Origin of the sequence: Enterococcus plantarum (assembly GCF_001730295.1) — a bacterium.
Classification (GTDB): domain Bacteria; phylum Bacillota; class Bacilli; order Lactobacillales; family Enterococcaceae; genus Enterococcus_L; species Enterococcus_L plantarum.
Window position 1 is genome coordinate 1 of record NZ_MIKA01000017.1, and the last position, 26,435, is coordinate 26,435.

Genomic DNA, 26,435 nt, shown 5'->3' on the forward strand with positions numbered 1-26,435 from the left:
TGAGGGAGACCCGATCAGAAGGCCTTTTAGGCCGTGGCCGGTAAAAGAGGCTTTCAGCCGAAGAGCAAACCTCCAGTTCTCACTGGAGGTTTTGATTTGTACTATTTGAAAACACAGCAAGAGCTAATAGCATGATAATAGGATCTAAATGAACTCGACAGAACTTCAAGAAAGAGGATAATGTCCATTAAAAAAAGCAGAAATTTTATAAATACTTTCATGATTTGTTTTTAAAGTAAAACGTGTCTGCAGTCTTCCACTTGGATCGATGTCTATAAATGTCTCAAGCTCTTCACGTTTATAAGTGCAACGTGACAAAAAAATGGTAATTATAAACAAAAGTTACTTAAAATAAAATTTGAATCAACAAATGTAGAAAAAAATGATAAAATAGGTTTAGTTTACTAAACTGAAAAATTGGTTTTAAACGGAAGCGAGATGAAGTAGTTAGAATCGATAATCAAACATTTGGTGAAATGGCAGTTTTGTATTCGCTTACGAATGACAATGACCTGACTGTGAATGTTACGAACTTAGGAGTCAGAATCGCTGATTTGATTGTACCAGTTAAAGCAAAAATGCAGAATATTGTATTAGGATTTATATCTTGGCGCAACAGTCGGGCGTGTTGCTGGAAGAATCAAGCAGTAATTACTGTACCAGATAAAGAGATTTCTGTTAACATGTAGACTGATCAACCAGCAGTAGTAGTTTCTACAGCCCAATTTTGTGACGACTGCCAGAAGGTTCGTGGGAAGAAACTAGTCAACTATTGCGGACTGACATTAGAGACACAAATCAGTCCAGGAGCCATTGAATTTGATGATTTTAGCGGTATTCGTCTATTTTCAGAAACAGTATACAAAAGTCGAACAATCTACAAGATCAACTGATTTTAAATGAATGTAAGTTTAGTTTCAAACTATACGAAATATATGTAGGAGTGACAAAGATGACAGAAAAATTGTTAGGGAGTATCGAAGCAGGCGGCACAAAATTTGTATGTGGTGTTGGGACTGATAATCTTGATATCATTGAGAAAGTCAGTTTTCCCACAACAACACCTGAGGAAACAATGCCATTAGTGTTTGAATTTTTCAAAAAGTACAATTTAAAAGCGATTGGAATCGGTTCGTTTGGTCCAATTGATATTCAAAAAGAATCAGCTACGTATGGTCATATCACCTCGACACCCAAAATAGCTTGGCAAAACTACGATTTTGTTGGAGCAATGAAAAAAGAATTTGATCTTCCTATTGCTTTTACAACAGATGTAAATGCTGCGGCGTATGGAGAATATGTCGCTGGTTGTGGGAAAGATTTATCTAGTTGTGTTTATTATACGATTGGTACGGGTGTCGGAGCGGGTGCTATTCAAGATGGACGCTTTATTGAAGGATTTAGTCACCCTGAAATGGGGCATATGATCGTTCGACGCCATTCGGATGATCAGTTTAAAGGCTGCTGTCCATTTCATGATGATTGTCTAGAAGGAATGGCAGCAGGACCGGCAATTGAAAAAAGAGCTGGAAAAAAGGGGCAGGAATTAAGTGAAGAAGAGCCAATTTGGGATATTGAAGCGTATTATATTGCGCAAGCAGCATATAATACGACATTGATACTTTCGCCGGATGTTATCATTTTTGGTGGTGGAGTAATGAAACAGCGCCACATGCTAGCGAAAGTTCATCAGGAATTTGAAAAGTTGATCAATGGATATGTCAAAACACCTCCGTTAAAAGAGTACATTGTAATCCCAAAACTAGACGATGATCCGGGAACAATTGGTTGCTTAGCTCTGGCTAAAAAAGAAATTGAATTTTCGTAAAAAAAATAAGAGGCTGGGATAAGACGCATAGCGTGATATCCTAGCCTTTTACTTATCCTTTGGAAATTACTCATTTCAAGCGGTTATCATACATCAACTGAATTTGTACACCAAAAGGATCTTGGACGATACCATAAGCACCACTGAAAACATTTTGTTTCAACGGGACAATGATTGTTACTCGGTCATCTGAGGTTAAATTAGAATAAAACATTTGGATTTCTTTTTGATCTGCACTTTGAATGCACAAAGAGAAATTATTGCCAATTCTAAACGATTGACTAGCGTCCATTGCTTCTTCTGCAATCATTAGTTTAGTCTTACCCACTTTCAAAACTGAATGAGAAATACAGTGTTTATTTTCTTCTGTTAGTTGGAAATTAAGTTCTCTTTTTGCCATGTCTTCATATGTCACGACGAGTAATTCTTCAGCACCTAAATTCTGTTTATAAAAAGCTATTGCTTCCCCAGCACGTCCATTCATGGACAAAAATACGGCAATTTCTAAAGTCATTTGAATTCCTCATTTCTTTTATTTTCTTTCTGCCTTTAGTATACTGTTTAAAGGTATCAAAACATGCTACCTTTTAGGAGGGGTTATGAAAAAAGCAGAACGCATCAATGATATGATCCTTTTTTTGGCAGATAGAAATAGCTTTAATTTAAAAGAGTTGATCGAGCGCTATCAAATTTCAAAAAGTACTGCCTTGCGCGATATACAGTCTCTTGAAGAAATAGGGTTACCAATTTATTCAGAACTCGGCAGATATGGTAAATATCAATTATTAGATACACGAATTGTAGCCCCTGGTTTGTTTACAGAAGGTGAAATATATGCGCTTTATTTTGCGTTATTGACGCTGAAAGGGTATCGTTCTACTCCCTTTACTATCGAAAGTAGCACACTTGAATTAAAATATAGCCAAGTTTTGCCAGAGAAATTGCGCCAAGAACTTCAATTAATGCGTGAAATCGTCTCGCTTGAGCAAGTAAATCATAGCAATACGAGTCAATATTTGAAAGAAATCGTCCAAGGTATCCTTCATGAAAAAGTTTTTAACGTTCGATATGATAAAAAACAAGAAAGTGTGATGATCAAAGCTCAGTTTGTGAAGCTTTCTTCTAAATTGGGGCAATGGTATGCTAGAATTTGGAATGTTGAAACGCAACAAATACGTGTCATTCGTTGCGACAAAATCACGTTACTTGAAGAAGAAGAATCTCAGGTTTCTTTATCGCTTGAAGACTTATTGGAGAAAGATGAGACTTTCTATCAAAATGAACAACTGATACCATTTTCAATCAAAGTGGATGAAAAAGGAAAAGATATTTTTTCTAAAGAAAACTACCCGTCAATGTCAATCCAAGTAACTGAAGGTGGCTATCTGATCAGTGGTTCTTATCATGCGGCGGAAGAAGAATTTATTACGAGTTTTATACTAAGGTTTGGAAAATCAATTTTACAAATTGAACCGGATCATTTTAAAGATAGTCTAGTGAAAAAAGCATCTTCTCTGGTCCAATACTTGAATCATTTATAGTTTTTGTAAAGTGACAAAAGATGTAAAGGATGTTAAAATGTAATTCACTTACAAAAAGTAAGTTAAAGACTTGAATAAAATAAAAGAAGGAGGAGGAAACATGCACTATCTATTTGAAAAAGGTCAACCATACGGGAAAAAACTACTGTTACTTCACGGCACTGGAGGAGACGAAACATCCATGCTAGAGATTGCTCGTTTCTTGGATGAGGAGGCTACTTTACTTTCTTTTCGCGGGACAGTTCAAGAAGACGGTATGAATCGTTTTTTCAAGCGGAATGGATTGAATCAATTTGATTTAGTCAGCCTAGAAGAAGAAACTGATCATTTGATTCAATCAATCAGATCTGTTAGTGAAGATAAGGGCATATCATTAGACGAATGGGTTTTTGTTGGCTATTCAAATGGTGCCAATATTGCAGCTCATATGTTGCTGGAACGTGAACTTGCTGTTAAGAATGCGATACTGTTTCATCCCATGTCTTTAGGTGTAGATACGCAAAAATTCTCACTTTCTGATAAAACATTTTGGTTATCTGTAAGTGAAAATGATCCTATCGTTTCAAAAGAAGCATCCAATCAGTTGATTCACCAGTTACAAATTCGGGAAGCCAAAGTTACTATTGCAGCTACTCATTCCGGTCATCAAATAACCATGGATGAAATCAATCAGGCAAAACAATGGTTGAGTAAACACTAAATTTTTCTTTTAAAAAAACAAAGCGAATCGTTTGAAGCAAGCGTAAAATGATGCTATGCTAGTTATGTAATATAATTTAACTAGGAGGGATTTTCACATGGCAGATTTAAATGGACGCGTAAATGATGCAAAAGACAAAGTTGAAGGATCAGCTAAAGAAGTTCAAGGTAAAGTGACAGATGATAAAGGGAAAGAACTTGAAGGTAAAGCGCAATCAGCTTTTGGCGATGTTAAAGACAAAGCTCGTGATGCCGGTGACGATATCAAAGATGGCGCAGAAAAATTAGGTGACAAAATCAAAGATGGTTTTGAAGATATCAAAGAAAAATTCCACAAACATGATGATAAGTAATAAGATGAATTAGCAATTAAATAGAAATAGTTTTTTATCAAGAATAAAGGCTCTTTGTCCACTAACGATGGTGGAGAAAACCGAAAGAATTAAATCAATTATTATGAGTCCTAGAGGAGAAGACCTCTAGGATTTTTGTTTGGTTGAAAAAGAACTGAGCCGAAACACAAAGCAATTCTTAATTTAACGTCATAGAGATTACGAAACCCATCAGCATTTCTCTTTAATACTTTGATGAGGCTTTTCAAACATTCAAATGGTGCAATAGAACAAGGCAGTTTTAGGGGACGTTTGATTTTATTTTGAACGTTCCGAAAGGTCGAAAATACCATGTGGTAATAGGTAAGAAGCATAAAATAATCTTGTTCTAATAGCGAGTGAAATCTAGTAGGAAAAAACCTGATAACAGGTGTAGTAAGCTTTTAGTTCTTCATCGTACGCAAATAATCGACCCACGAGTTTTGTTTTTGTTAAATAAGTAGAGAAGGAATGATGGCATTGGCTTTTTTTAAAATAGAGGATTGATTGATTTTTTTGATTCATACAACTGTATCAATACGCGATAAAATAGAAGAAACGATGTTTCTTTAAGCGTAAATAGGTTTTATATTCAGAGAAATCATTCAGTAAAATGAGGCAGGTTGTGAAGCCCCACCGAATAATGGTGGATGAACCGTTTCCCAATGATGGCAAGAGTGAGCAGAATAATCGAGTGAATGAGAAAAAAAGTAACCTATTCTATTTTTAATCCGTTCTTTTTTGAAGCAGTTTTCATTAAAAAAGATGTCGTTGACTTCTCACTAATATCAAAAAGTATAGTCCTGGAATAAAAAGCTACTTTTATCTAAGCTATTAATATTTATTTTAAATTAATGAGATGAAACTCAACTGAGTTTGGTCTCATTAATTTTTTTCATATAATATTGAGAATATTTTTATAGAAAGTTATCAGCCAATATTAGCCACTTATCAAAGAAGAAAAATCTACTGAAAAAGTGATTTGTAGTTGGTAAATAAAGATTATCATTTTAGGAAAAAGGAGTAACTAATTTATTCTTATTTTTTACTTTAAGGCAATTTTCTTTTTTTTAGAGATTTCACTAAAAAAAAGAGAAAATGAACTCTGTAAATACGATATAATTAATATTGAAAAATCATAATAATAATTTCAAGAAAGGAAGGATAAATATGAAAAAGTGGACACACACACTATTAGTCTCAACGATAGTTTTAGGGGCGCTACCATATAGCGCTATAAACTCAGCTATTCAAGCGAATGCTGAGGATATAGCAGAGCAAGCAACTGCCGAAAAAGAAGAAGCAGTAACTGAAAGTGTAATTGAACCAGAAACAATTGTACCGATTGAGAATGATAAACTAGAAGTTACTAAAGAAATATCGGATGAATCTGTTTTACAAAGTGATATACAAGAAAGTGATCTACAGGAAGTGGAAAATGTTCAGCAACAAGAGCCATTGAAAATTTCTCCTAGGAGAACAGACGACTTTAAAGTTAATGTTGACGGTGTTCAACTACCGGTTGAAGAAAATTATTTCTATACAAACATCTCAAACTTAGTATTTGAAAGAAAATTAGCTGATGAGTTTTCCCATGACTACAAATATTCACTAGCTTATAATAATGTTCCAATACATGGTTATATAAGTGGCCGTTCCGTGAATTTCGCTGACTATACTGAAGAGGGAATTTATAAAGTTTCTATGAGAGGTCTAACAGCTGAAGAAGAAATAGATACAGGTTTCTTTTACAATAATATTCAAAGAACAGCTTCATCTGTAAACATTGACGGAGTAATCAATTCCCTAGAGACGGTTGTAGAGAATCCATCCTCTATTACAGTTGGAAGAGATGCAAAAGATACCTATGGCGAAATTGAAGAATACAGTTGGGTGATTTCTGGTACGGATAAAGATGGCAATCCTATTGAGATCAAAGGGAAGGATAGACAACCGACTCAAGAAGAAATTAATAGTTTACCTACTGGGGACTATATTATTACCAATACAGTAACTGAAAAGTTACCAGAAGGCTATGTTTCAACAAAGCCTATCTCAGATACCACTCAAGGGGCATTCAAAATAACAGCTGGAAAAGTTATTGTTGAGCACATCTTATCAGATAAAGATGGAAATGAAATCAAAATCCATAGTACAGATAACACCACTTATAACGGCAAAATCGGAACGGATTATACAACAAGCCCTATCAACATTCCGGGATATGAGCTTGTACAAGAAAAAATACCGAATAATGAAAATGGAAAATATACTGCTGCAGACCAGACAGTTAAATACTATTATAAAAAAATAATTACGGATATCAATGTTGAATATGTAGATACAGATGGTAACCCATTGAAACCGAATGATAAGATTACCAATGAATATGAAGCTCCATATAAAACAACTCCGAAAGACATTCCAGGGTATGATCTAGTAGATACTTCAGGTAATGTAACTGGAATTCACACAGAAAATGATCAAACAGTTAGCTACGTATACAAAAAGAAAGAAACAAAAGTAACAGTCAATTATGTTGATGAAAAAGGAAACCGATTAGCTGACAAAGATTTAATCGATGGATTTTTTGATGATCCATACAATACGGCACCAAAAGAAATTCCAGGCTATACCGTCAAACCTGCGCCAGATAATGCTTCAGGCAAACATACAGTGGAGCCAATAGAAGTGACATATATCTATACAAAAATCAAAACAGACATCAACGTTGAATATGTTGATGAGAATAATAATCCTATTTCATCAAATGAAAAAATTTCGGGCGAATATGGTGATGACTACAAGACAAAACATAAGGAAATACCAGGATATGAGCTAGTAACAGTTCCACTTAATGCTAACGGCACACACACTGATAAAAATCAAACTGTAAAATATGTTTATAAAAAAAAGAAAACAAAAGTAACAGTCAATTATGTCGATGAAAAGGGTCAACCACTAGCCAATGGTGATTTGATCAACGGACTATTTGATGATTCGTATGATACTAAACCAAAAGCGATTTCAGGTTATATTTTAACCGCTGTTCCAAGCAATGCTTCTGGCAAACAAGCTGTTGACCCGACAGAAGTGACATATGTTTACAAAAAAATCGAAGCACCGACAGTTAATGATTCATTAGAAGGGACTAAAGAAGTTTCAGGGACAGGTATGCCAAACTCTCGAATAGTCGTTACATTTCCAAACGGTGTTCAAGTAACTGTAGATGTTGATAAAGAAGGTAAATGGACAGTAGCAGTTCCAGAAGGTATAGAATTGAAAAAAGGGGATAAAGTAACAGCGGTCACTTTAGATCCATTAACGGGTGTTACGTCAGATCAAGGTGATGGAAAAGTGATACCATCAACAACCAAAGTACCAGAAACAGGTACTTTAACGAACATAAACAAACCTAATTACTCTGGTAATACGGAAACAACTACGCAAGCTAAACATAAACTCCCAAATACAGGAGAAACTAGTAATGCGGATGTAGTAAGTATTGGTTTGCTAAGTTTAATCGTTGCATTTTTTGGAAAATGTCTACACAAACGTAAAACAGAATAAAATAGTGTTGTAGTCAAAATAAGCAAAAAGCCCCAACTCCTAAATTTTTTAGCAGTCGGCGCTTTTTGCTTGTTTTATTATTTTAATAACTGATTTAATACAGGCATACCGTGAACTTCGTATTTTTCCTTAAAAGCATTGATTTCTGACTCACTAAATTTTTCAGGATCTAACACTAATTCTTCAACAGGTAAAGGACGAGCATTTCTGATTTTTACATCGATCACAACTGGACGGTTACTTTTTCTAGCAGCATCAAAAGCAGGTTCTAATTGACTATATTCTGTAATGGTAAACCCTTTAGCACCAAGTGCTTCGCCAACTTTACCAAAATCTGCTCCTTCTAAATAGACACCAAATTTCTCTTGCTCACTATCTTCTTGTTCCGCTTCTATAAAACCAAACGATTCATTTGAAAATACCACATTGATAATGGGTAGCTTGTATTTTACTTGGGTAATGATATCTTGCATGACCATAGCAAATGCGCCATCGCCACTTAGGGTGAACACTTGCTGACAAGGATAACTGAGTTGTGCCGCGATACCGCCTGGAATGCCATTGCCCATTGTAGCAAACCAACCAGAAGTTGTAAATTTTTGTTTGCCGTTCAAGTCCAAAAGACGAATCGCATGAACCGTTGTATTGCCGACATCTGTTACAAAAATGGCTTCTTCATCCGCAATTCTACGGATTTCTTTAAAAACAGGTTCTACACGAAGTGGTGTATCCGATTTATCGTCGAAACTTCTTAACCATGCAAGCCAATTTTCTTTATTCTTCTGATTGGCTTTTAGCCACCTATCGGCTGGACGAGAATCTCCTAATTCAATCAGTCGTTTTAAAGATTCTTTTGCGTCGCCTAAGATCGCGACATCTGTTTTGTGCCGGCGACCTAATTTAGATGAATCGAGATCAACTTGAATGAATTTTGCATCTGGATTAAAGAAATACGCTGCAAAAGGAAAATCACTACCAACAAACACGATTAAATCTGTTTCAGCTAATGCTTCATTGGCTGGTTTGGTAGCAACACGAGCGGCAAAACCAAGGAAATTTTCATAAGCATCAGGAACGATTCCTTTTCCTAAAACAGCTGAAATAACAGGCATTGAAAAGTGTTCGGAGAAGGCTTTGATTTCAGACCATGCATTGCGAGTACCTTGGCCGATATAAAGAATGGGTTTTTCTGCGGCCTCTATAAAAGGAATGGCTTTTTTCAGATCATCATAATTCGGCATGATCAATCCTTTTCGATGGTTTTTGGCAGTTGATACTTCTTGTTTGGGAATTTCTTTTGTGCCGAAATCCACTGGAATCGTCACAACTGCGACACCGTTGTTCTCATACGCTGCTTTGATTGCTTCATCCACGACATGAGGCAAACTTTCAGGTGTCATAACGGTTCGGTTATAGACACTTACGTCCGCAAATAGTGGATTTTCATTTAATTCTTGAAAGGCATTGTAGTTCATCGAATTGGTAGCGACTTGTCCTAGAAGAGCCAATACGGGGACATGGTCCATTTGCGCGTCATATAGGCCGTTGATCAAATGCGTTGCACCTGGACCTGCTGAGCCAAACGATACCCCAATTTTTCCTGTCAATTTAGCGTCTGCAGCAGCTGCTAAAGCACCAACTTCTTCATGACGAACTTGAATATAATTGATTGTCTCTCTCTCTTTGTATAAGGCATCCATGGTGGAGTTGAAAGAGCCACCAGGAATTCCATAAATATGGTCGATAGCCCAGCTTTCCAATACGTTGATCATCGCAACAGCGGCATTGATTGTTTCTGTCATTTAACTCACTCCGTTTCTATATTTGTCTTCTAGCTCAAGTATACTCTTTCTAATTTTTTGTACCAAATGAAAGCATTTTTAGGTTAGGCGTGGTCATAAAATCATTGGTGTGATAAAGTAAAGCTAACAAAAATTCAAGAAAGTTGGGGTGTTTAGAATAACAAACTGGTTGTTATCGTTAGAGGCTTGGCAACAAGCATTAGTTGGGACGGGTTTTACTTATTTTATGACGGCGCTGGGCGCTGGATTAGTTTTCTTTTTTAAGGAGATTAAAAAGGATGTATTGAATATGATGCTAGGTTTTGCATCAGGTGTGATGATTGCTGCGAGTTTTTGGTCTTTGCTAGATCCAGCAATTAAACAAGCGGAAGAAAATGGCAGTATTGCTTGGCTTGTCGTGAGTTTCGGTTTTAGTCTTGGTGGTTTATTTTTATATGTCGCAGATAAAACGTTACCGCATATGCATTTCGGACCAAATCATGAAAAAGAAGGATTACCAAGTCATTTAAAACGGACGATTTTGTTGGTTTTCTCTATTACCTTACATAATATTCCAGAAGGATTAGCAGTAGGAGTGGCGTTTGGTGCAGCGAATTTAGCAGAGGATCCGCAAAAAGCCGTCTTAGCAGCCATTTCCGTAGCATTGGGGATTGGGATCCAAAATTTTCCAGAAGGCGCAGCTGTATCAATTCCATTAAGACAAGAAAATTTAAGTCGGAAAAAAGCATTTCTTTACGGACAAGCTTCGGGAATTGTTGAACCAATAGCTGGAATAATTGGCGCTGTCTTAGTAACAAAAGTTACATTGTTGCTGCCATATGCTTTAGCTTTTGCTGCAGGTGCGATGATTTATGTAGTTGTGGAGGAATTGATTCCAGAAGCCCAACAGACGGTGACTAGCAAACGGCATTTTGCAGTATTTGGCGTGATGCTAGGATTTATTATCATGATGATTTTAGATGTCGCTTTAGGCTAGTTGAAAAAGACCAAAGCCCGAACAGGTCAGGCTTGGGTCTTTTCTTATCTGTCTTATAGAACACGTTCAAATGGATCCAAACTAATTCCTTTTGCTAAAACGATTTTCGCATATTCTTGTGCAGAGAATAAGGAATGATCTTTATAATTTCCGCATTCTTTAGCAGAAACTGCAGGAACAAAATCTGTTTCAGCGATAAAGTTCAAAACGTTTACTAAAGCATCACGAATTTCTTTTGGAGAATGTTCATTCCACATGATCATGTAAAAACCAGTACGACACCCCATAGGAGAAATATCGATAATTCCTTCCAAGTGATCACGTAAATTTACAGCTAATAAATGTTCTAATGTATGAACTGCAGCTGTTGGTAATTCATCTTCATTTGGTTGTAAAAAGCGTAAATCATATTTTTCAATCAATGCCTCACCATTTTTTTCAGTACCCGCTAGACGAACATAAGGGGCTTTAACTGTATTATGGTCTAATTCAAAACTCTCAACACGTGCCATAGTATTCACTCCTTCAAATTAAGTAAATGTCGCTTTTAACTATAACAAAATACCTTAGAATGTCAATAGATTCTACGTAACAGTAGTTGTTTCTATGAATTTTGTTTTGCAAATGTCTTAGCTAGTTTTTTTAATAATTCAGGCACATCTTCTTGGTTCATCACAACTTCGATCCATTGTAAACGTTCAGTATCTTGTCTAGCAGACTTCATCACGTCTACTAACTCAATTTCTGTCGTAACCTTAAAAGTCGCGACTGTTTTATTAGTCCCACCGAAGACTAGAGGAAGTTTTTGATAATCCCACATAGGAATATTATTATATTGCTCTGTTGCACCATGAATTTCTCGTTCCACAGTATAGCCATTATTATTGATTACAAAAACAATAGGCGTCAATTTTTCTCTGATTGCCGTACCGATCTCCTGAACAGTCAATTGCAAAGAGCCATCGCCGATAAACAAAAGATGACGACTATCTTTATTGGCAATTTGACTCCCTAAGGTAGAGGGGAAAGTATACCCAATCGATCCCCATAACGGTTGTCCGATAAAACGCATATCTTTTTTTAATGGAACATTGGTCAATCCAAAGAAAGATGTTCCTTGTTCTCCAATTAACGTATCTCCTTGTAAAATAAAACCTTCCACTATTTCCCAGAAACGTTTTTGAGTTAGTTTTACATCTTTTGTTTCTAAAGCGGATAGACGTTTTACTGGAAGTATTTCACCTGTGAATTTAGGGAAAGATAGAGTGGTTAAGGCAGAGCTAAAACGGTCTAGCTGAACAGTTTCATATTTTTCTCCATAAAGTGAGACTTCTGTTGCTCCAATTGAGATTATTTGTTTGTCGGTAAAGCCAAAACTAAAACCTGATGTTGCAGAATCAGTTAATTTTGCGCCCAAAAGCAGAACTAAATCAGCCTTATCAACACGATTTCTCAGCGTTTCTTCAGTTGGTGCACCTGTATAAGTTCCAATGTAATGAGAATCTGCTTCGTTAAAGGCTCCTTTTCCTAGCGGCAATGTAGTAATTGGCAAATTAAATTTCTGAACGAACTCGTTTAATTGAGGCTCGATATGATAACTTAAAATTTCATGTCCAGCAATAATAACCGGATTTTTCGCTTGTTGTAACGCTTCTTCAAGTTTGTCTAAAAGGATAGTTTCAGAAGCTGTTAATGTTTTTATTGGTTGATTTAAGGGCGTATTTGGTTTGGTTATTTCAAATTCAGCGATATCGATCGGCAAATTAATATAAACAGGCCGTTTTTCATTTTGGGCGATGTTCAATACACGGTCGATTTCTGAGATAGCATTTTCGAAAGTTAAATGAGCAGTCGCCGCAGTTACTTCTTTATGCATTTTTTCAAAACGGAGGAAATCACCATCTCCTAGTGTATGATGTACAAGCTTTTTATTTTTTTGAACCGTGGTCGTCGGTGAACCAATAATTTCAATCACAGGAACATTCTCTGCGTAACTTCCCGCCAAACCATTGACTGCACTTAACTCCCCTACACCAAATGTGGTCACAAAAGCCGAAATTCCTTTTGTTCGTGCATAGCCATCAGCCATATAAGCAGCATTCAACTCATTGGCATTGCCGATCCATTTAAGATCATCTCTTGCCGTGATATGATCCAAAAATTGCAAATTATAATCTCCAGGAACGCCAAATAGTTCGTCAATACCCAATTCTTTTAAACGATCCAATAAATAATCTGCTACAGTGTACATTTTATCATCCTCCTAATTTAAAAGCATAGCGGGCTCGTTCAGCTCTGACAGGAAAATAGGAAAAATAGACTGTGATGCTTTTTGTCACATTCTATTTTTATCTTTTCCCGAAGAGGTAGCCCACGTAGCTAGATAACACATGGCAAAATAGTTTGTTCAATCTTAAAAGGAAAACAGTAAAAACAACCAAGCCATTTTTACCATTCCCAAATAAGGTTCCAACTAAAGTAACTCGCAGAGCAAGTATAAGACTGTAAAATAAATTAGGCTACTATCATGCTCGAATCATAAGAATGTCATTAAAAAGAGAGTTGGAAAGTTAGAATATCAAATTTTCTTTTTCATTTTTGACAAAATTAAATCAAAATCATTTTACTTCCTATGTAGTAAAAGACAATATTATGGTAAAATAGGAAAAGCAACTTTCTTCAGGAATTTGAGAGGAGATCAATAAGTATGAAAAAAGAATATAATGTTGCCGTGGTAGGCGCAACTGGTGCTGTTGGTACTAAAATGATCGAGATGCTAGAAGCAACATCTTTGCCAATGAATCAAGTAAAACTATTAGCTTCAAAACGTTCTGCGGGAAAAGAAGTAACGTTTAAAGGCCAAACCCTTGTAATCGAAGAGTTAGTACCTGAGTCATTTACTGGTGTAGATATTGCATTATTTAGCGCTGGTGGAACTATTTCAAAACAATTCGCACCTGAAGCGGTCAAACGAGGAGCAGTCGTCGTAGATAACACAAGTCATTTCAGAATGGATCCAGAAGTACCGTTAGTAGTACCAGAAGTCAATGCGGAGGCACTGAAACGTCATAAAGGAATTATTGCTAATCCAAACTGTTCAACGATCCAAATGATGGTAGCTCTTGAGCCAATCAGGCAAGTTTACGGGTTGGATCGTTTGATCGTATCAACTTATCAAGCCGTTAGTGGTGCAGGGATCAAAGCAATGGAAGAACTGAAATCACAGGCATTGGCGTATATCAATGGCACGCCAGCTAATAAACTAGAAGCAAATATTTTGCCATCTGGCGGGGATAAAAAACACTATCCAATCGCTTTTAATGCATTACCTCAGATCGATGTTTTTGCAGATGCTGATTATACGTATGAAGAATGGAAAATGATCAACGAAACGAAGAAAATCATGGAAGACGACAGTATTAAAGTCGTTGCGACCTGTGTCCGTATTCCTGTATTATCTGGCCATTCGGAATCAATTTATATTGAAGTCAAAGAAGATGGCTCTGACGTTAATAAAATCAAAGAATTAATTGCAAAAGCACCAGGAGCAGTACTACAAGACGATCCGAGTCAGCAAATTTATCCGCAAGCGTTAACGAGTATTGACCGCAAAGAAACCTTTGTTGGGAGAATTCGTCAAGATATCGATATTGATAAGGGGTATCATATGTGGGTGGTTTCGGATAATTTATTAAAAGGCGCTGCTTGGAATTCAGTTCAAATTGCAGAAACATTGCACAAGATGGATTTAGTGAGGGTTTAAATAGAATCTGGACTTTTGCTTTGAAACACAGTAAATGAAGTGAACGGATATTGAAAATTACAAGGTGAAGCAAAGCGGAACATTGTTACCATGCGTTATCTAGCTCCGCAGGCTAGACTCTAGGAAAAAGATAAAATATGTCTGTGACAAAAAGCGTCACAAATCAATTTTCCTATTTCTCTACGGGTTCTGGCGAGAGCCCGTTACGCTTTTATTTTTATTTACAGCATGTGCTAGTCTCTCGGGAAAAAGGAAAAAACTGAGTGAGGTAAAGAGCACTTCAATTATTTGTTCCTATTTTTTAGTTGAGACTGAACGAGCCAATCCGCTTTTAAATTAGGAGGTAGTAAGTATGAATTTAGAAAATGCAACAATAATTACAGCAATGGTCACACCTTTTGATGAAAACGGTGAAATTGATTTTACTAAGCTTCCTCAGTTAGTTGAACATTTACTTGATCATCATACAGAAGGAATCATTTTAGCTGGAACGACAGGAGAATCACCAACATTAACTCATGATGAAGAAATCGAGTTGTTTAATGAAGTGATCCGGTTAGTTGAAGGACGAGTACCAATCATTTGCGGTGTGGGAACCAATGATACACGTGATTCGGTTGAATTTGTAAAAGAACTTTCTGCTATCAGAGGAATCGATGCAGGCTTGGCAGTCGTGCCATATTATAATAAACCAAACCAAGAAGGCTTGTATCAACATTTCAAAGCAATTGCTGAAGCGAGTGACTTGCCGATTATTTTATATAATGTTCCGGGAAGAACAGTGGCAAGCCTTGATGTAGCAACAACTCTACGTCTAGCTGAATTGGATAATATTATTGCAATCAAAGAATGTTTTGGGCTAGATGCCTTGACCGAGTTAGTAGAAAAGGCACCAAAAGACTTTTTAGTGTATACTGGAGAAGACTCCTTAGCTTTTTCACTAAAAGCTATAGGCGGACAAGGGGTAATTTCAGTAGCTAGTCATATATTTGGCACTGAAATGTACGAGATGTTCACTGCGCTAGATAACGGAGAAATTAAAAAAGCTGCAAGCATTCAACGACAGTTATTGCCAAAAATGAATGCATTATTTTCAGTTCCTTCTCCAGCACCAGTCAAAGCAGTACTGAATCAAATAGGCATTTCCGTTGGTGATTTACGTTTACCTCTTGTATCATGTACAACTGAAGAAAAAGCAAAAATTTTAAGCATATTGAATCTTTGATTCGGTATGAGAATATAGAGAGGTGAAATGAGTGAGTACAATAAAAATCGTTCCCTTAGGCGGCGTGCGTGAAAATGGTAAAAACATGTATATCGCTGAAGTGGAAGATGAAATTTTTGTACTGGATTGTGGATTAAAATATCCAGAAAATGAGCTATTAGGAATTGATGTGGTGATTCCCGATTTTACGTATTTGGTAGAAAATATTGACCGTGTTGCAGGGATTTTCTTAACACATGGTCATGCCGATGCAATCGGAGCATTACCGTATCTTTTATCTAAAGTTCATGTACCAGTATTTGGGACTGAATTAACGATCGAGTTAGCTAAATTAAACGTAGGAGATCATGCAGATTCGAAAGATTTTAATGATTTTCACGTAGTCGATGCACATACAGAAATCGATTTTGCGCATGCTACGATCAGCTTTTTCCGTACCACACATACGATTCCGGATTCTATCGGAATCAATTTAAAGACCAAAGAAGGCAATATCGTTTACACAGGAGATTTCAAATTTGACCAAAGTGCTATACCAATGTATCAAACTGATTTTGGTCGTTTAGCTGAAGTCGGTAACGAAGGAGTTCTAGCATTATTGAGCGATTCTTCTAATGCTGAAAATCCTACTCAAGTGGTTTCAGAGTCGCAGATTGCTGATGAAGTTTTTGATACAATCCGCTATTGGGAAGGTCGTATAATTGTAGCTTGCGTGGCAAGTAACTTACAACGCGTACAACAAATTTTAGATGCAGCTCATCGATCTGACCGCAAAATTGTTTTAACAGGTCAAGATTTCCAAAGAATCATCAACACAGCCATTAAACTAGATAAACTAAAATTACCAAGTGAAGATTTGATCGTTAGTGTCAAAGATATGAAAAAATACCAAGAAGATCAATTAGTGATTTTAGAAACTGGAACAATGGGTGAACCGATCAAGTCATTACAGAAAATGGCAAATGGCACACATCGTGTTGTGAAAATCAAAGAAGGCGACTTGGTGTATATCACGACAACGCCGACAACAGCGATGGAGACAGCTGTAGCTAAAACAGAAGATATTGTGTACCGCGCTGGTGGTGTAGTGAAACAAATCTCTGATAATATGCGCGTATCTGGTCATGCAAGTCCAAACGACTTACAATTGATGTTGAACTTGATGAAACCAAAACACTTTATTCCGATTCAAGGTGAATATCGTCAGTTAGCAGCACATGCCGATTTAGCACATGAATTAGGAATTCCTTACAAAAATATTTTCATCACTGGGCGAGGCGACATTCTTGAATATAGCAAACAGAAAATGAACGTTGCTGGCAGTACAACTGCTGACAACATCATGATTGATGGGATTGGTGTAGGGGATATCGGGAATATTGTGCTTCGTGACCGTAGAATTCTATCTGAAGATGGTATTTTTGTAGCGGTGGTGACAATCAACCGACGTGAAAAACGTATCGTTTCACCTGCTAAAATCACGTCAAGAGGCTTTGTTTACGTCAAAACTAGTAAAGACTTGATGAAAGAAAGCAGTACTATTGTAACTGAGATTGTTGAAAAACATCTTAAAAGTAATGATTTTGAGTGGAGCAAATTAAAACAAGACATTCGTGAGCAGTTGAGTCGTTATTTGTTTGAACAAACAAAACGTCGTCCAGTGATTCTTCCAGTAATCATGGAAGCAACACAACGTAAAGGACGTAAAGCAGCGAATTAATAAATATGATCACTCAGTCAGTTTGCGAACGGCTGAGTGATTTTGTGTTTAAATAATGAAGTGAGTATATTTTTACAGATAACGATTTTTTCGCTACAATATAGGGGTGCTGTTGACTAGTTCTATGGGCTAGAAGCTATGAAAAAAGGTGAAATCCTATTTTTCATTCGAGCCAAAAAGGGCTCATTTGGCTTTTAAACTAAGGAGGGAAGAAAATGGAAAAGAAACAAGAAACACGCTGGATCAAATTTCTTGGTGGAAAAAATTTGATATTTACATTAGTAGCATTGCTGTTGCTAGGAGCAGTTATTTTTATTTTTCATCAGGTTGGGTTTATTTTTGGTCCGATTGGGGTTGTGTTCAAAACGGTTATTGGACCAACGATTTTAGCATTGATTTTGTATTATTTATTTAATCCAGTTGTCAATTGGCTAGAAAAACACAAAGTTAAACGGGTCTACGGCGTTTCAGCTATTTTTATTATTTTGGTTGCATTGATCATTATTGGTATTATTCTAGTCGTTCCGATTATACAAAAGCAAGTAGATGGCTTAATCCAAAGTTTTCCGCAGTATATGGATGATTTGAACAAAATGGTCACTGATTTCTTCCACAATTCTGTGTTAGAGAAACCTTTAGCAAATGCATTAAATGGAATTCAAAGATGGTTCGGTAATGTCTCTGATGGAATCGGTAGTTACTTTAGCAAAGCTGTAGAAGGTGCTTCGACAGTATTTTCTACCTTGACTGGGTTTGCGTTGGTGATGGTGACGGCTCCGATCATTACTTTTTTCCTATTAAAAGATGATCAGAAGTTCTTCTCTTTCGTTTTGAAAATTATACCCCCCCGTTTTAGAAGTGATGCGAAAGAAATTGGGGCAACAATGAGTAGTCAGGTCGGTGCGTATTTAAAAGGACAAATTTTAGTATCAATTGCAATCGGCATTTTGACATTTATCGGTTTTTGGCTGATCAAAGTTCCTTATTCAGGCACTTTATCGATCATTGTGGGAATCACAGCGGTGATCCCATATATTGGTCCCGTGATTGCTTTTATTCCAGCTGCGATTGTCGCTTTGATGGTGTCATTTGGAATGTTTATTAAGATGAGTTTCGTTTGGATGCTTGTTCAAATGTTGAATGGCCACCTGATTGCACCTCAAGTGATGGGCAAACGACTTGTTGTTCATCCGTTAACGATTGTGATTGTATTATTAGTAATGGGTGATTTATTAGGGATGTTTGGATTGATTTTTGGGATTCCAATTTATGCGATTGCCAAAGTTTTAGTTACCTATATTTTCCGCAAATTTAAACAACGCTATAATCAATTTTATGGAGACAGCGGTGAGTATGAAGATACTGAATTTTCAAAAGAAGAGTATTTGGACGAATAAATAGAAAACGATCGGCTACATTTCTTCCAGCAGATTTTTGCAGGTATGAAACGGTTTGGTCGTTTTTTTTTAAAATTTTCACAAGGATAAGTAGCTTATAGAGTAAAAAACAAATTCATATCTTTTGTAATACTTTTTTTTAGGCGTTACAATTTACCTAACAGCAAAACAATTTGACTATAAGGAGGGAAGTAAATGAAACGATTGCTGAAAATTATTTTTGCATTAATTATACTCCTATTGTTTTTCGGAACATTGGGTTTACTTAGTCAGCTGATCGATATTCCTTGGTTGTCTTACCAAGTAGACTGGCTTCTGTACATTTATCCAGGGTTATTCATATTCTTTGAATGGATGTTACTTATTTTGGGAGGTCTGATGTTACTCACTTTGATTGTTGTACTTTTGGTTTCCGGAGGAAGAAAGCGTCTGATTGTGAAAGAGGGGAAGAACCAGATTGAGATTCCCAAAAGCACTGTTGAACAGCTTGTTAAGGAAGCGTACAGTACGATTATTCATCCAGATAAAACAAAATTGACCGTTAAAATCAAAGGTAAAGAGAAAGTAGCGGTTAAGTTAAAAGTCGATGTCCGAAGTAAGGAACGTTTTCAAGCATTAGGAGAAGAAATCAAAGAAACAATACAAAGTACCTTGAACTCGGCACTAGAATCAATTGATAGCCACGTCACAGTTCAATTAAGAGAAAAAGAATCAACAGAGCCTACTGCTTTTGGTAAAAAACAATCGCGGGTAGTATAGAAAGGAGACGCCATGGATCAAAAGAAAAAAGAACGCTGGATCAATCAGCTTAGCCCTTATCGTTTTAGGATTATTTGGACGACTTTGTTTTTCCTATTAGCGCTCCTTTTATTACTGATTGGTTTTTGGAAAACAGTTGTCTTGCTAATTTTTGCGGCAGTCGGATATGTCATTGGGAAAATGCGCGACGAAGATTTGGATATTTATTCCTTGATAGAATCAATTCGATCTATGATAGGAATTTAAAATTATAATAAGAAGTTAGCGCTAATAGCAAAAACAGTAGAAAGCATCATCGGTGGATTAAAAGCGAAATAATCATTTGGAGTTGTCGTGAAAAAAATCATAAGCGTGGTGATTTCGGGCATTGGTATCGAAGTTGGCACAAAGCAAGCGGCAGTTGATGTGTCAGTAATTTGGAACTATAATGTCAATAATTCTACCGTTTTTGACCAAATTGTTGAAAAAGTAAGAGAAGCAATTGCTCATATGATAGGCTTACACTTGGTTAAATTTAACATGAACGCGAATGATGTAATGACCAAAGAACAATATTTAGAAAAATATCGTGGTAAAGATAGCGATGATAACAAAGGCAATATTTAATCGTTAGGAAGTTTATTTTTTATTCTATTTACACAACAAAAAATAATGGAAAGCAGAACATAGAATGTTTTGTTGTCCATTATTTTTTTGTTCTTATTGTGGCTAATCAAATTTATCGAGGGAAACATTTTCAATATGCAGTAGGAATTTCTTAATGCTAAGGCCCTCTTGTTCAGAGCTACCTAAATAACCAGTTAATGCGCCATTTTTACCAATTACCCGATGACAAGGCACAATGATTGGGAGTGGATTTTTACTATTCGCCTGACCAATTGCTCGTACTGCTTTTGGGGATTCAATTGCTTGAGCAATCTCTTGATAACTTCGGGTTTCACCAAAGGGTATTAGAGAAAGAGCGTGCCAAACTCTTCGTTGAAATACAGTTCCACTGTGAACAGACAAAGGAACGGAAAAACGTTTACGCTTACCAGCAAAATATTCTGTGAGTTCTTTGGCAGCAAGTTCTGTATACTGATTGGTTTTATGATTTGGAATCTCAAAAAAAGAAACAGTACTTAGACCTTCATCATCCGCGTCCAACCAAATCGTGCCGAAAGGGACATTAATTTTCATAGTTATCTCCTTTAATTGTGTAGTTCCTTTATTATACTCTAAGCTGAAGTATGGTACTATAATTTTATAGATTGAAATTGGGGGCGATATAATGGAAGAAATCGTCATCTTTCACACAAATGATTTGCATTCACATGTAGAAAATTGGCCCAAAATCAGAAGGTACTTGCTAGGTCAAAAAGAATGCTACACCAAACAGGGTAAAACTGTTTTAACAGTTGATTTAGGTGACTTTATAGATCGCTGGCATCCATTAACAGAAGCTACCGATGGTCAAGCGAATATCGAAAGAATGAACGAAATAAGCTATGATGCGGCAACGATTGGAAATAATGAAGGGGTTGGGAATTCCAAAGAAGAGTTGAATCATTTATACGATCATCGAAATTTTGATGTCTTGTTAGGAAATTTAGTTGATTTAGAAACAGGACAAGCACCTGAATGGGCGATGCCATATAAGATTATCGAAACAAAAGAACAGACGAAAATTGGTTTGATTGCTTTGACGGCCCCATTTCCATTGACTTATCGTCCAAACGGTTGGGATATTTTGTCAATTAAAGAGATATTGCCGCAATTGATTAGGGTGGTTCGGCCACAATGTGATATTTTAATCTTAATGAGTCATTTAGGGATCGATGAAGATAGTAAAATCGCGAATGAATATCATGAAATTAATGTATTGCTAGGTTCTCACACCCATCATTTATTCAAGAATGGTGAAAAAATCAATGGGATACAACTTTCTGCTGCTGGTAAATTTGGCTATTATATTGGTGAAGTTCACTTAACGGTCGCCAACGGTACTATCCTCAATAGTGAAGCTAAAGCTGTATCCACTGCTGAGCTTCCTACATTATCCGAAGACCAAAGAGAGATTGAGGATTATCTTGCATTGGGGCATCAGTTATTAAAAGCCAAAAAAATCGCAAACATTCCCCATCCTTTATTCGTGGATCTAAATGCAGAACATCCTTTGATCATAACCACTTTAAAAGCGTTGAAAGAAAAAGGGCGCACTGACGTGGCAATACTAAACAATGGCTTGTTTTTGACAGATATACCAAAAGGCATCGTTGATGCAGATCAATTGCATGAAACGTTACCTCATCCAATACATTTGATTCGCGTAACATTATCTGGTGCTGAATTGATTCGGTTAGTCAAGGAAATGGAAAAAAACCGTCAGTACTTGCGTAAATTTCCAATTAGAGGGATGGGGTTTCGCGGTAAAGTTTTCGGTGAGCTATATTATGATGGAATTGCATATGATAAGCAGAAAAAACAAGTTCTATGGCAGAATGCTCCTGTCGATTTAGAGTGTACCTATACGTTTACCACAATTGATCATTTTATGTTTATTCCTTTTTTTCCAACCATTGAGCTTGCAGGAGAAGTGGAATTTATCTTTCCAGAATTTATCCGAACCGTTTTAGGTAACTACTTGAACGAGCACTACCCAATCCTATAAAAACAAGGTATAATAAAATCTAGGCGGTGAAAAAATGACAGAAAAAGTAAAAAAACCTTACAAATCAACGAAACCAGTTAAACATAAAGAAGAACCAACAGCGACATTAACAGAAGAAATCACGGCTGTCCTTGAAGAAATAAAAGAAGAACCTGTCAAAGAAAAGAAAAAAGGCGAAATCGTAACACTCGCTGACGAGAATCATGTAATGATTGGGACTCGTGAATATCTTTTAGTGAAAAATCATCGGGAAGCCTTTGATGCAGAAAGACTAGGAGAACGTTTTAGTGATGTTCTTTCGAAATATGATTACATTGTTGGGGACTGGGGCTACGATCAACTACGTTTGAAAGGTTTTTTCAACGAATCGAATCGTAAAGCGGCACCTGAGCAGAGAATCAATACACTAGAAGATTATCTATATGAGTATTGTAATTTTGGCTGTGCTTATTTTGTGATCGAAAGAATTGGTGGAAAACGTGAAAAACAACAGACACGTCGCAAGAAACTAACTAAAAAACCAATGAATCAAAATCAGGCACATACAGAAGAAAAACGTGTACCTGTGACTAATAAAACGAAACCTGTGATTAAAAATCGCAAAGAAAATGAACCCAAAAAAGCAGTCATTGGAAAGAAAGATATGGCCGCCAATAAGGGACGTTCATTTACTATTCGTCAACGTGAGGAGTAAACATTCGTGAAAAATCATTATAAAGGCTATTTAATTGATTTGGATGGTACGATTTATTTGGGCAAAGAAGTTATTCCTGCTGGAAAACGTTTTGTTGAGCGCTTGCAAGAATTAAAACGGCCATTTCTTTTTGTCACTAATAATACGACAAAAACACCTGAGGCTGTCGCAGATCGATTAGCTAAGGAGTTTGATATTCATGTATCAGCGAAGACCGTTTATACAGCAAGCCTTGCGACAATCGATTATATGAAAGAACAAAGAAAAGGAAACCGAGTATACGTAATCGGAGAATCTGGTCTTACTGAGTTGATTTTATCAGCTGGTTTTGAGTGGGATGAAGAAAAACCGGATTATGTTGTTGTAGGTTTAGATACAGATATAAAGTATGAAAAACTTGCTACGGCAACCCTTTGTATCAGAAATGGTGCTACGTTTATTGGGACAAATCCAGACAAAAGTATTCCGACGGAGCGAGGATTATTACCTGGTGCGGGTTCATTTATATCGTTAATTCAAACAGCAACACAAGCGGATCCAATCATGATCGGCAAGCCCAATGCGATTATTATGAATGAAGCGCTAAAGGTGATGAAAATGAATAAAGAAGATGTCATTATGGTTGGCGATAATTATGAAACAGATAGTCAATCTGGTCTTCAAAATGGGATTGATAGCTTACTTGTGTTATCTGGCTTTACGGCGAAATCAGCAGTTTCAAGTTTACCTAAACAGCCTACATATGTAGTGGATTCTCTGGATGAATGGACGTTTTGATATGAAAGAAAAAAATTGGATTTGGTTTGAACGCGCTGGGATTGCGTGTTTGATTTTAACCATTGTCTCTTTAAGCACTACGATTACGATTAATTTCCGTCTGTTATATGTTTTTGAGATTGATTCATTAAAAATTTTAGACTACGTGGATATGGATAAGCAGACATTGCTGAAAAATTTTGACCAGTTGATGGCCTATTTAAATAACCCATTTATTGACACGCTAAAATTATCCGATTTTCCATCCTCAAAAAGTGGTGCGTTTCATTTTTATGAAGTAAAGCGTCTTTTCTTACTCTGTTATGGAGTATTACTCGTAACACTTATTCCAAGCGTTATCTTCGTTTTTCGTCTTATCAAGTCAAAACGAGTGTGGCGTTTGATTCGCCCATTTCAATGGGGAATGATCATTCCAGCATTTTTGGGTGTATTAATGGCAATCGGATTTGATCAATTTTTTGTGGCGTTTCATGGTGTATTTTTTAATAATGATGACTGGTTGTTTGATCCGGCTACTGACCCCATCATTAATGTTTTGCCAGAACAATATTTTATGCATTGTTTTATTTTGTTTTTTGTTTTACTAGAGTTATTCTTTTTTATTGGAATTATTCTAGGAAAGAGAGAGCTAAAAAATATATCTAAATAATTTTCATCTCTGGTAGAAAACTTAAAGAGTTTCTATCAGGGATTTTTTTATTGTGAAGATGTTTTTAGCTGAGAATAAGATTGGGTTCTTATTACATAATGGTTCAGGATTGACATTTTAAACAGGTGCCTGATTTATAAATGAACTTTATGGAGAAATCTAGTATGGGAGAACAAACATTGATGAACAGTCTCAAAGTTTACAAGCGATGATGCAAAGATAGTTTATAAAGTGTCGTAGAGAACATCGCCTTTGTGACAATCCACATGGTGGGTAAGGAAGAGTGTTGAATCTGTTAAAACATCTAACTACTGGGTTTCACTTCGGATATCCTAGTAGTTCACTCTCTTTTTTATTATTTTCAATCTAGTTTTAGAAACCAGATTGAATGTTTTTGGAAAAAATGTTAAACTATTACAGTAAGTAGGAGGAGGGATCTTGTGAATGAATTAAAATCCTCTTTGGAAATTTGGGGACAAGAGTTGGTAAATGTCCACTTGCCACGATGGCATGAACTACCTGAGTTAGAGTTATATATGGATCAAGTGATCACGCTTGTTGAACGATACTTATCACCAGTGATTTTAAAAGAAAAGCACACGTTACTAACGTCATCGATGGTCAATAATTATGTAAAATTAGGATTGATTCCAGCACCTCATAAAAAACGGTATAACCAAAAGCATTTGGCGTTCTTAATAGCTATTACGCTATTAAAGCAGGTTTTAACCATACCCGAAATCAAACAAGGCATTCTTTACCAAGGAGCAGCGGTTGGGATTCGCGAAGCATATAATCTTTTTTGCGATGAACAAGAAGCAGCTATAGCAGTGGTTGTTGCTCAAGCACTAGGAACAGAGCCAGTCGCAGCATTTGATCAACCTATACCAGTAGAATTTTTAATTGTAAAAGGTGCGACGTTATCATTTGCCACTAAATTATTTACTGAAAAGGCCATTGAATTAGCACAAACAAACTCAAAAGAAGATGGAGAAAAACTAGATGAATAAAGGAAAAATTGCATTATTAGTAGATTCAGGGACGGATGTACCTAAGGAGTTAATCGATCAGTATGGGATGTATATGATTCCATTGCAAATTATTTATAAAGATCGTATCTATACCGATAAGGTAGATATCACGCCAGAAGAAGTTTACGAGCGATTATCTGTAGAAATTCCGAGCACTTCATTACCAGATGGTGAAACAATCACGAAAATTTTTGAAAAAATCAAAGCGGATGGGTATGAAAAAGTATTGGCTGTTACAATTTCCAGTGGATTGAGCGGGACGTTTAATGTGATTCGTTTGATTGCAGAGGAATTTGAAGGGGTGGAAACGTTTGTTTTAGATACAAAAAATATTGGCATAGGTAGTGGTCTTCAAGCAATCGAAGCCGCTAAATTAATTGAGGCTGATCGTTCATGGGACGAAATCAAGACAGAATTAACGAGTAATGTTGCAAAAGCGAAAGTCTTTTTCAATGTTGCAACTTTAGAGTACTTGCAAAAAGGTGGACGCATTGGTTTGGTTGCCTCAATTTTAGGGAATGCGTTAAAACTAAATCCAATTATTTCGTGTAACGGAGAAGGCGTATACCACACCGTTGCTAAAGCTCGTGGGAGAAAAAAAAGCTTGGATAAAACCTTTGAGTTGGTAAAAGCATTTGTTGGTGACCATAAGAAATTTGTCTTAGCTGTTGCTCAAGGACAAGCCGTAGAAGAGGCAGAAACCTTTTACGAAAAGCTTAAAGAGCAGTTTCCGCAAGCGGAAAAGATTTATTTCGGTACGATTAGTCCAGCTTTAGTTGTACATACTGGACCCGGGCTTTTAGGAATCGGAATCCAATTATTAGATTAAGATTTAATACCAACAAGAGAGCATGTAGTAGATGCTCTCTCGTTGGTATTTTTTTATGGTTCTACGTCAAATTGTGTTGGTGAACAAAAAACTGAATAGAAATCTAAGTCTGGTAAGGATAGAACATTCTTATCAGGCTTTTTTTATTGTTGTG

At 36.4% G+C, this 26,435-nt stretch carries 26 protein-coding genes; 20 read left to right on the top strand and 6 right to left on the bottom strand.

Going from position 1 to position 26,435, the window contains the following annotated elements:
* Positions 1–476: 476 nt before the first annotated feature.
* Complete coding sequence (locus BCR22_RS15700) at positions 477–689, top strand: hypothetical protein (protein WP_069654369.1); 213 nt, start codon at positions 477–479, stop codon at positions 687–689.
* A gap of 263 nt (positions 690–952) precedes the next feature.
* On the top strand, positions 953–1,828 hold the full coding sequence (gene scrK / locus BCR22_RS07745) for a fructokinase ScrK (RefSeq protein ID WP_069654370.1): 876 nt from the start codon (positions 953–955) through the stop codon (positions 1,826–1,828).
* A gap of 70 nt (positions 1,829–1,898) precedes the next feature.
* Here the strand turns inward: scrK and BCR22_RS07750 are convergent, their stop codons facing one another.
* Positions 1,899–2,342: a VOC family protein gene (locus BCR22_RS07750; protein WP_069654371.1), complete on the bottom strand. Its 444-nt coding sequence runs from the start codon at positions 2,340–2,342 to the stop codon at positions 1,899–1,901.
* An 85-nt stretch (positions 2,343–2,427) separates the two neighbouring features.
* Here BCR22_RS07750 and BCR22_RS07755 point away from each other — a divergent pair, with 85 nt between their 5' ends.
* The 3 genes from BCR22_RS07755 (at position 2,428) to BCR22_RS07765 (ending at position 4,421) form a co-directional block, all read left to right on the top strand.
* Positions 2,428–3,369: a helix-turn-helix transcriptional regulator gene (locus BCR22_RS07755; protein WP_069654372.1), complete on the top strand. Its 942-nt coding sequence runs from the start codon at positions 2,428–2,430 to the stop codon at positions 3,367–3,369.
* A gap of 100 nt (positions 3,370–3,469) precedes the next feature.
* Positions 3,470–4,069, top strand: coding sequence for an alpha/beta hydrolase (locus BCR22_RS07760; RefSeq protein WP_069654373.1), 600 nt, complete (start codon positions 3,470–3,472; stop codon positions 4,067–4,069).
* 97 nt (positions 4,070–4,166) lie between these two features.
* Positions 4,167–4,421: a CsbD family protein gene (locus tag BCR22_RS07765; RefSeq protein ID WP_069654374.1), complete on the top strand. Its 255-nt coding sequence runs from the start codon at positions 4,167–4,169 to the stop codon at positions 4,419–4,421.
* A 110-nt stretch (positions 4,422–4,531) separates the two neighbouring features.
* On the opposite strand, the gene BCR22_RS15705 is transcribed toward BCR22_RS07765, so the two are convergent.
* Complete coding sequence (locus BCR22_RS15705; RefSeq protein ID WP_141706554.1) at positions 4,532–4,774, bottom strand: transposase; 243 nt, start codon at positions 4,772–4,774, stop codon at positions 4,532–4,534.
* A gap of 835 nt (positions 4,775–5,609) precedes the next feature.
* Here BCR22_RS15705 and BCR22_RS07770 point away from each other — a divergent pair.
* Positions 5,610–8,009, top strand: coding sequence for a MucBP domain-containing protein (locus tag BCR22_RS07770; protein WP_069654375.1), 2,400 nt, complete (start codon positions 5,610–5,612; stop codon positions 8,007–8,009).
* 77 nt (positions 8,010–8,086) lie between these two features.
* Here the strand turns inward: BCR22_RS07770 and spxB are convergent, their stop codons facing one another.
* On the bottom strand, positions 8,087–9,811 hold the full coding sequence (gene spxB / locus BCR22_RS07775) for a pyruvate oxidase (RefSeq protein WP_069654376.1): 1,725 nt from the start codon (positions 9,809–9,811) through the stop codon (positions 8,087–8,089).
* A 157-nt stretch (positions 9,812–9,968) separates the two neighbouring features.
* On the opposite strand from spxB, the gene BCR22_RS07780 reads away from it, so the two are divergent.
* Positions 9,969–10,787: a ZIP family metal transporter gene (locus tag BCR22_RS07780; protein ID WP_069654392.1), complete on the top strand. Its 819-nt coding sequence runs from the start codon at positions 9,969–9,971 to the stop codon at positions 10,785–10,787.
* A 53-nt stretch (positions 10,788–10,840) separates the two neighbouring features.
* Here the strand turns inward: BCR22_RS07780 and BCR22_RS07785 are convergent, their stop codons facing one another.
* Both BCR22_RS07785 and BCR22_RS07790 read right to left on the bottom strand, forming a co-directional pair.
* Complete coding sequence (locus tag BCR22_RS07785; protein WP_069654377.1) at positions 10,841–11,299, bottom strand: S-ribosylhomocysteine lyase; 459 nt, start codon at positions 11,297–11,299, stop codon at positions 10,841–10,843.
* A 92-nt stretch (positions 11,300–11,391) separates the two neighbouring features.
* The gene (locus tag BCR22_RS07790) at positions 11,392–13,038 is read right to left on the bottom strand and encodes an alpha-keto acid decarboxylase family protein (protein ID WP_069654378.1); all 1,647 of its coding nucleotides are present in this window, start codon (positions 13,036–13,038) and stop codon (positions 11,392–11,394) included.
* 456 nt (positions 13,039–13,494) lie between these two features.
* Between BCR22_RS07790 and BCR22_RS07795 the strand changes: the two genes are divergently transcribed.
* The 7 genes from BCR22_RS07795 to BCR22_RS07825 all read left to right on the top strand — a co-directional run bounded on the left by BCR22_RS07795 (position 13,495) and on the right by BCR22_RS07825 (position 20,257).
* Positions 13,495–14,550, top strand: coding sequence for an aspartate-semialdehyde dehydrogenase (locus tag BCR22_RS07795; RefSeq protein WP_069654379.1), 1,056 nt, complete (start codon positions 13,495–13,497; stop codon positions 14,548–14,550).
* Positions 14,551–14,902: 352 nt separating this feature from the next.
* Positions 14,903–15,775, top strand: a complete 873-nt coding sequence (gene dapA, locus BCR22_RS07800; protein ID WP_069654380.1) for a 4-hydroxy-tetrahydrodipicolinate synthase — start codon at positions 14,903–14,905, stop codon at positions 15,773–15,775.
* A 31-nt stretch (positions 15,776–15,806) separates the two neighbouring features.
* Positions 15,807–17,495: a ribonuclease J gene (locus BCR22_RS07805; protein ID WP_069654381.1), complete on the top strand. Its 1,689-nt coding sequence runs from the start codon at positions 15,807–15,809 to the stop codon at positions 17,493–17,495.
* A gap of 215 nt (positions 17,496–17,710) precedes the next feature.
* The gene (locus tag BCR22_RS07810) at positions 17,711–18,892 is read left to right on the top strand and encodes an AI-2E family transporter (protein ID WP_069654382.1); all 1,182 of its coding nucleotides are present in this window, start codon (positions 17,711–17,713) and stop codon (positions 18,890–18,892) included.
* Positions 18,893–19,087: 195 nt separating this feature from the next.
* Positions 19,088–19,651, top strand: coding sequence for an alkaline shock response membrane anchor protein AmaP (amaP, locus tag BCR22_RS07815; RefSeq protein WP_069654383.1), 564 nt, complete (start codon positions 19,088–19,090; stop codon positions 19,649–19,651).
* Positions 19,652–19,663: 12 nt separating this feature from the next.
* The gene (locus BCR22_RS07820; RefSeq protein ID WP_069654384.1) at positions 19,664–19,897 is read left to right on the top strand and encodes a DUF2273 domain-containing protein; all 234 of its coding nucleotides are present in this window, start codon (positions 19,664–19,666) and stop codon (positions 19,895–19,897) included.
* Positions 19,898–19,984: 87 nt separating this feature from the next.
* The gene (locus BCR22_RS07825) at positions 19,985–20,257 is read left to right on the top strand and encodes an Asp23/Gls24 family envelope stress response protein (RefSeq protein ID WP_240485865.1); all 273 of its coding nucleotides are present in this window, start codon (positions 19,985–19,987) and stop codon (positions 20,255–20,257) included.
* Between the two features lie 102 nt (positions 20,258–20,359).
* On the opposite strand, the gene BCR22_RS07830 is transcribed toward BCR22_RS07825, so the two are convergent.
* Entirely contained in the window at positions 20,360–20,830 is a 471-nt protein-coding gene (locus BCR22_RS07830; RefSeq protein WP_069654385.1) for a methylated-DNA--[protein]-cysteine S-methyltransferase, read from the bottom strand.
* 91 nt (positions 20,831–20,921) lie between these two features.
* On the opposite strand from BCR22_RS07830, the gene BCR22_RS07835 reads away from it, so the two are divergent.
* The 6 genes from BCR22_RS07835 to BCR22_RS07860 all read left to right on the top strand — a co-directional run bounded on the left by BCR22_RS07835 (position 20,922) and on the right by BCR22_RS07860 (position 26,281).
* Complete coding sequence (locus BCR22_RS07835) at positions 20,922–22,301, top strand: bifunctional metallophosphatase/5'-nucleotidase (protein ID WP_069654386.1); 1,380 nt, start codon at positions 20,922–20,924, stop codon at positions 22,299–22,301.
* Between the two features lie 34 nt (positions 22,302–22,335).
* Positions 22,336–22,995 (top strand): YutD family protein, encoded by a 660-nt coding sequence (locus tag BCR22_RS07840; protein WP_069654387.1) that lies wholly within the window; start codon positions 22,336–22,338, stop codon positions 22,993–22,995.
* A gap of 6 nt (positions 22,996–23,001) precedes the next feature.
* The gene (locus BCR22_RS07845; RefSeq protein ID WP_069654388.1) at positions 23,002–23,772 is read left to right on the top strand and encodes a TIGR01457 family HAD-type hydrolase; all 771 of its coding nucleotides are present in this window, start codon (positions 23,002–23,004) and stop codon (positions 23,770–23,772) included.
* A 1-nt stretch (position 23,773) separates the two neighbouring features.
* A complete protein-coding gene (locus tag BCR22_RS07850; RefSeq protein WP_167351516.1) occupies positions 23,774–24,421 on the top strand; it encodes a TIGR01906 family membrane protein in 648 nt (215 codons plus the stop codon).
* Between the two features lie 440 nt (positions 24,422–24,861).
* On the top strand, positions 24,862–25,431 hold the full coding sequence (locus tag BCR22_RS07855; RefSeq protein ID WP_069654390.1) for a DUF1836 domain-containing protein: 570 nt from the start codon (positions 24,862–24,864) through the stop codon (positions 25,429–25,431).
* On the top strand, positions 25,424–26,281 hold the full coding sequence (locus tag BCR22_RS07860) for a DegV family protein (RefSeq protein ID WP_069654391.1): 858 nt from the start codon (positions 25,424–25,426) through the stop codon (positions 26,279–26,281). Before BCR22_RS07855 ends, BCR22_RS07860 begins: the two co-directional genes overlap by 8 nt.
* Positions 26,282–26,435: the final 154 nt, after the last annotated feature.

Excerpts from the sequence above, each read along its gene's own strand:
- BCR22_RS15700 (WP_069654369.1), top strand. The coding sequence starts at position 477 with ATGGCAGTTTTGTATTCGCTTACGAATGACAATGACCTGACTGTGAAT.
- scrK (WP_069654370.1), top strand. The coding sequence starts at position 953 with ATGACAGAAAAATTGTTAGGGAGTATCGAAGCAGGCGGCACAAAATTT.
- BCR22_RS07750 (WP_069654371.1), bottom strand. The coding sequence starts at position 2,342 with ATGACTTTAGAAATTGCCGTATTTTTGTCCATGAATGGACGTGCTGGG.
- BCR22_RS07755 (WP_069654372.1), top strand. The coding sequence starts at position 2,428 with ATGAAAAAAGCAGAACGCATCAATGATATGATCCTTTTTTTGGCAGAT.
- BCR22_RS07760 (WP_069654373.1), top strand. The coding sequence starts at position 3,470 with ATGCACTATCTATTTGAAAAAGGTCAACCATACGGGAAAAAACTACTG.
- BCR22_RS07765 (WP_069654374.1), top strand. The coding sequence starts at position 4,167 with ATGGCAGATTTAAATGGACGCGTAAATGATGCAAAAGACAAAGTTGAA.
- BCR22_RS15705 (WP_141706554.1), bottom strand. The coding sequence starts at position 4,774 with ATGCTTCTTACCTATTACCACATGGTATTTTCGACCTTTCGGAACGTT.
- BCR22_RS07770 (WP_069654375.1), top strand. The coding sequence starts at position 5,610 with ATGAAAAAGTGGACACACACACTATTAGTCTCAACGATAGTTTTAGGG.
- spxB (WP_069654376.1), bottom strand. The coding sequence starts at position 9,811 with ATGACAGAAACAATCAATGCCGCTGTTGCGATGATCAACGTATTGGAA.
- BCR22_RS07785 (WP_069654377.1), bottom strand. The coding sequence starts at position 11,299 with ATGGCACGTGTTGAGAGTTTTGAATTAGACCATAATACAGTTAAAGCC.
- BCR22_RS07790 (WP_069654378.1), bottom strand. The coding sequence starts at position 13,038 with ATGTACACTGTAGCAGATTATTTATTGGATCGTTTAAAAGAATTGGGT.
- BCR22_RS07795 (WP_069654379.1), top strand. The coding sequence starts at position 13,495 with ATGAAAAAAGAATATAATGTTGCCGTGGTAGGCGCAACTGGTGCTGTT.
- dapA (WP_069654380.1), top strand. The coding sequence starts at position 14,903 with ATGAATTTAGAAAATGCAACAATAATTACAGCAATGGTCACACCTTTT.
- BCR22_RS07810 (WP_069654382.1), top strand. The coding sequence starts at position 17,711 with ATGGAAAAGAAACAAGAAACACGCTGGATCAAATTTCTTGGTGGAAAA.
- amaP (WP_069654383.1), top strand. The coding sequence starts at position 19,088 with ATGAAACGATTGCTGAAAATTATTTTTGCATTAATTATACTCCTATTG.
- BCR22_RS07820 (WP_069654384.1), top strand. The coding sequence starts at position 19,664 with ATGGATCAAAAGAAAAAAGAACGCTGGATCAATCAGCTTAGCCCTTAT.
- BCR22_RS07830 (WP_069654385.1), bottom strand. The coding sequence starts at position 20,830 with ATGAAAATTAATGTCCCTTTCGGCACGATTTGGTTGGACGCGGATGAT.
- BCR22_RS07835 (WP_069654386.1), top strand. The coding sequence starts at position 20,922 with ATGGAAGAAATCGTCATCTTTCACACAAATGATTTGCATTCACATGTA.
- BCR22_RS07840 (WP_069654387.1), top strand. The coding sequence starts at position 22,336 with ATGACAGAAAAAGTAAAAAAACCTTACAAATCAACGAAACCAGTTAAA.
- BCR22_RS07850 (WP_167351516.1), top strand. The coding sequence starts at position 23,774 with ATGAAAGAAAAAAATTGGATTTGGTTTGAACGCGCTGGGATTGCGTGT.
- BCR22_RS07860 (WP_069654391.1), top strand. The coding sequence starts at position 25,424 with ATGAATAAAGGAAAAATTGCATTATTAGTAGATTCAGGGACGGATGTA.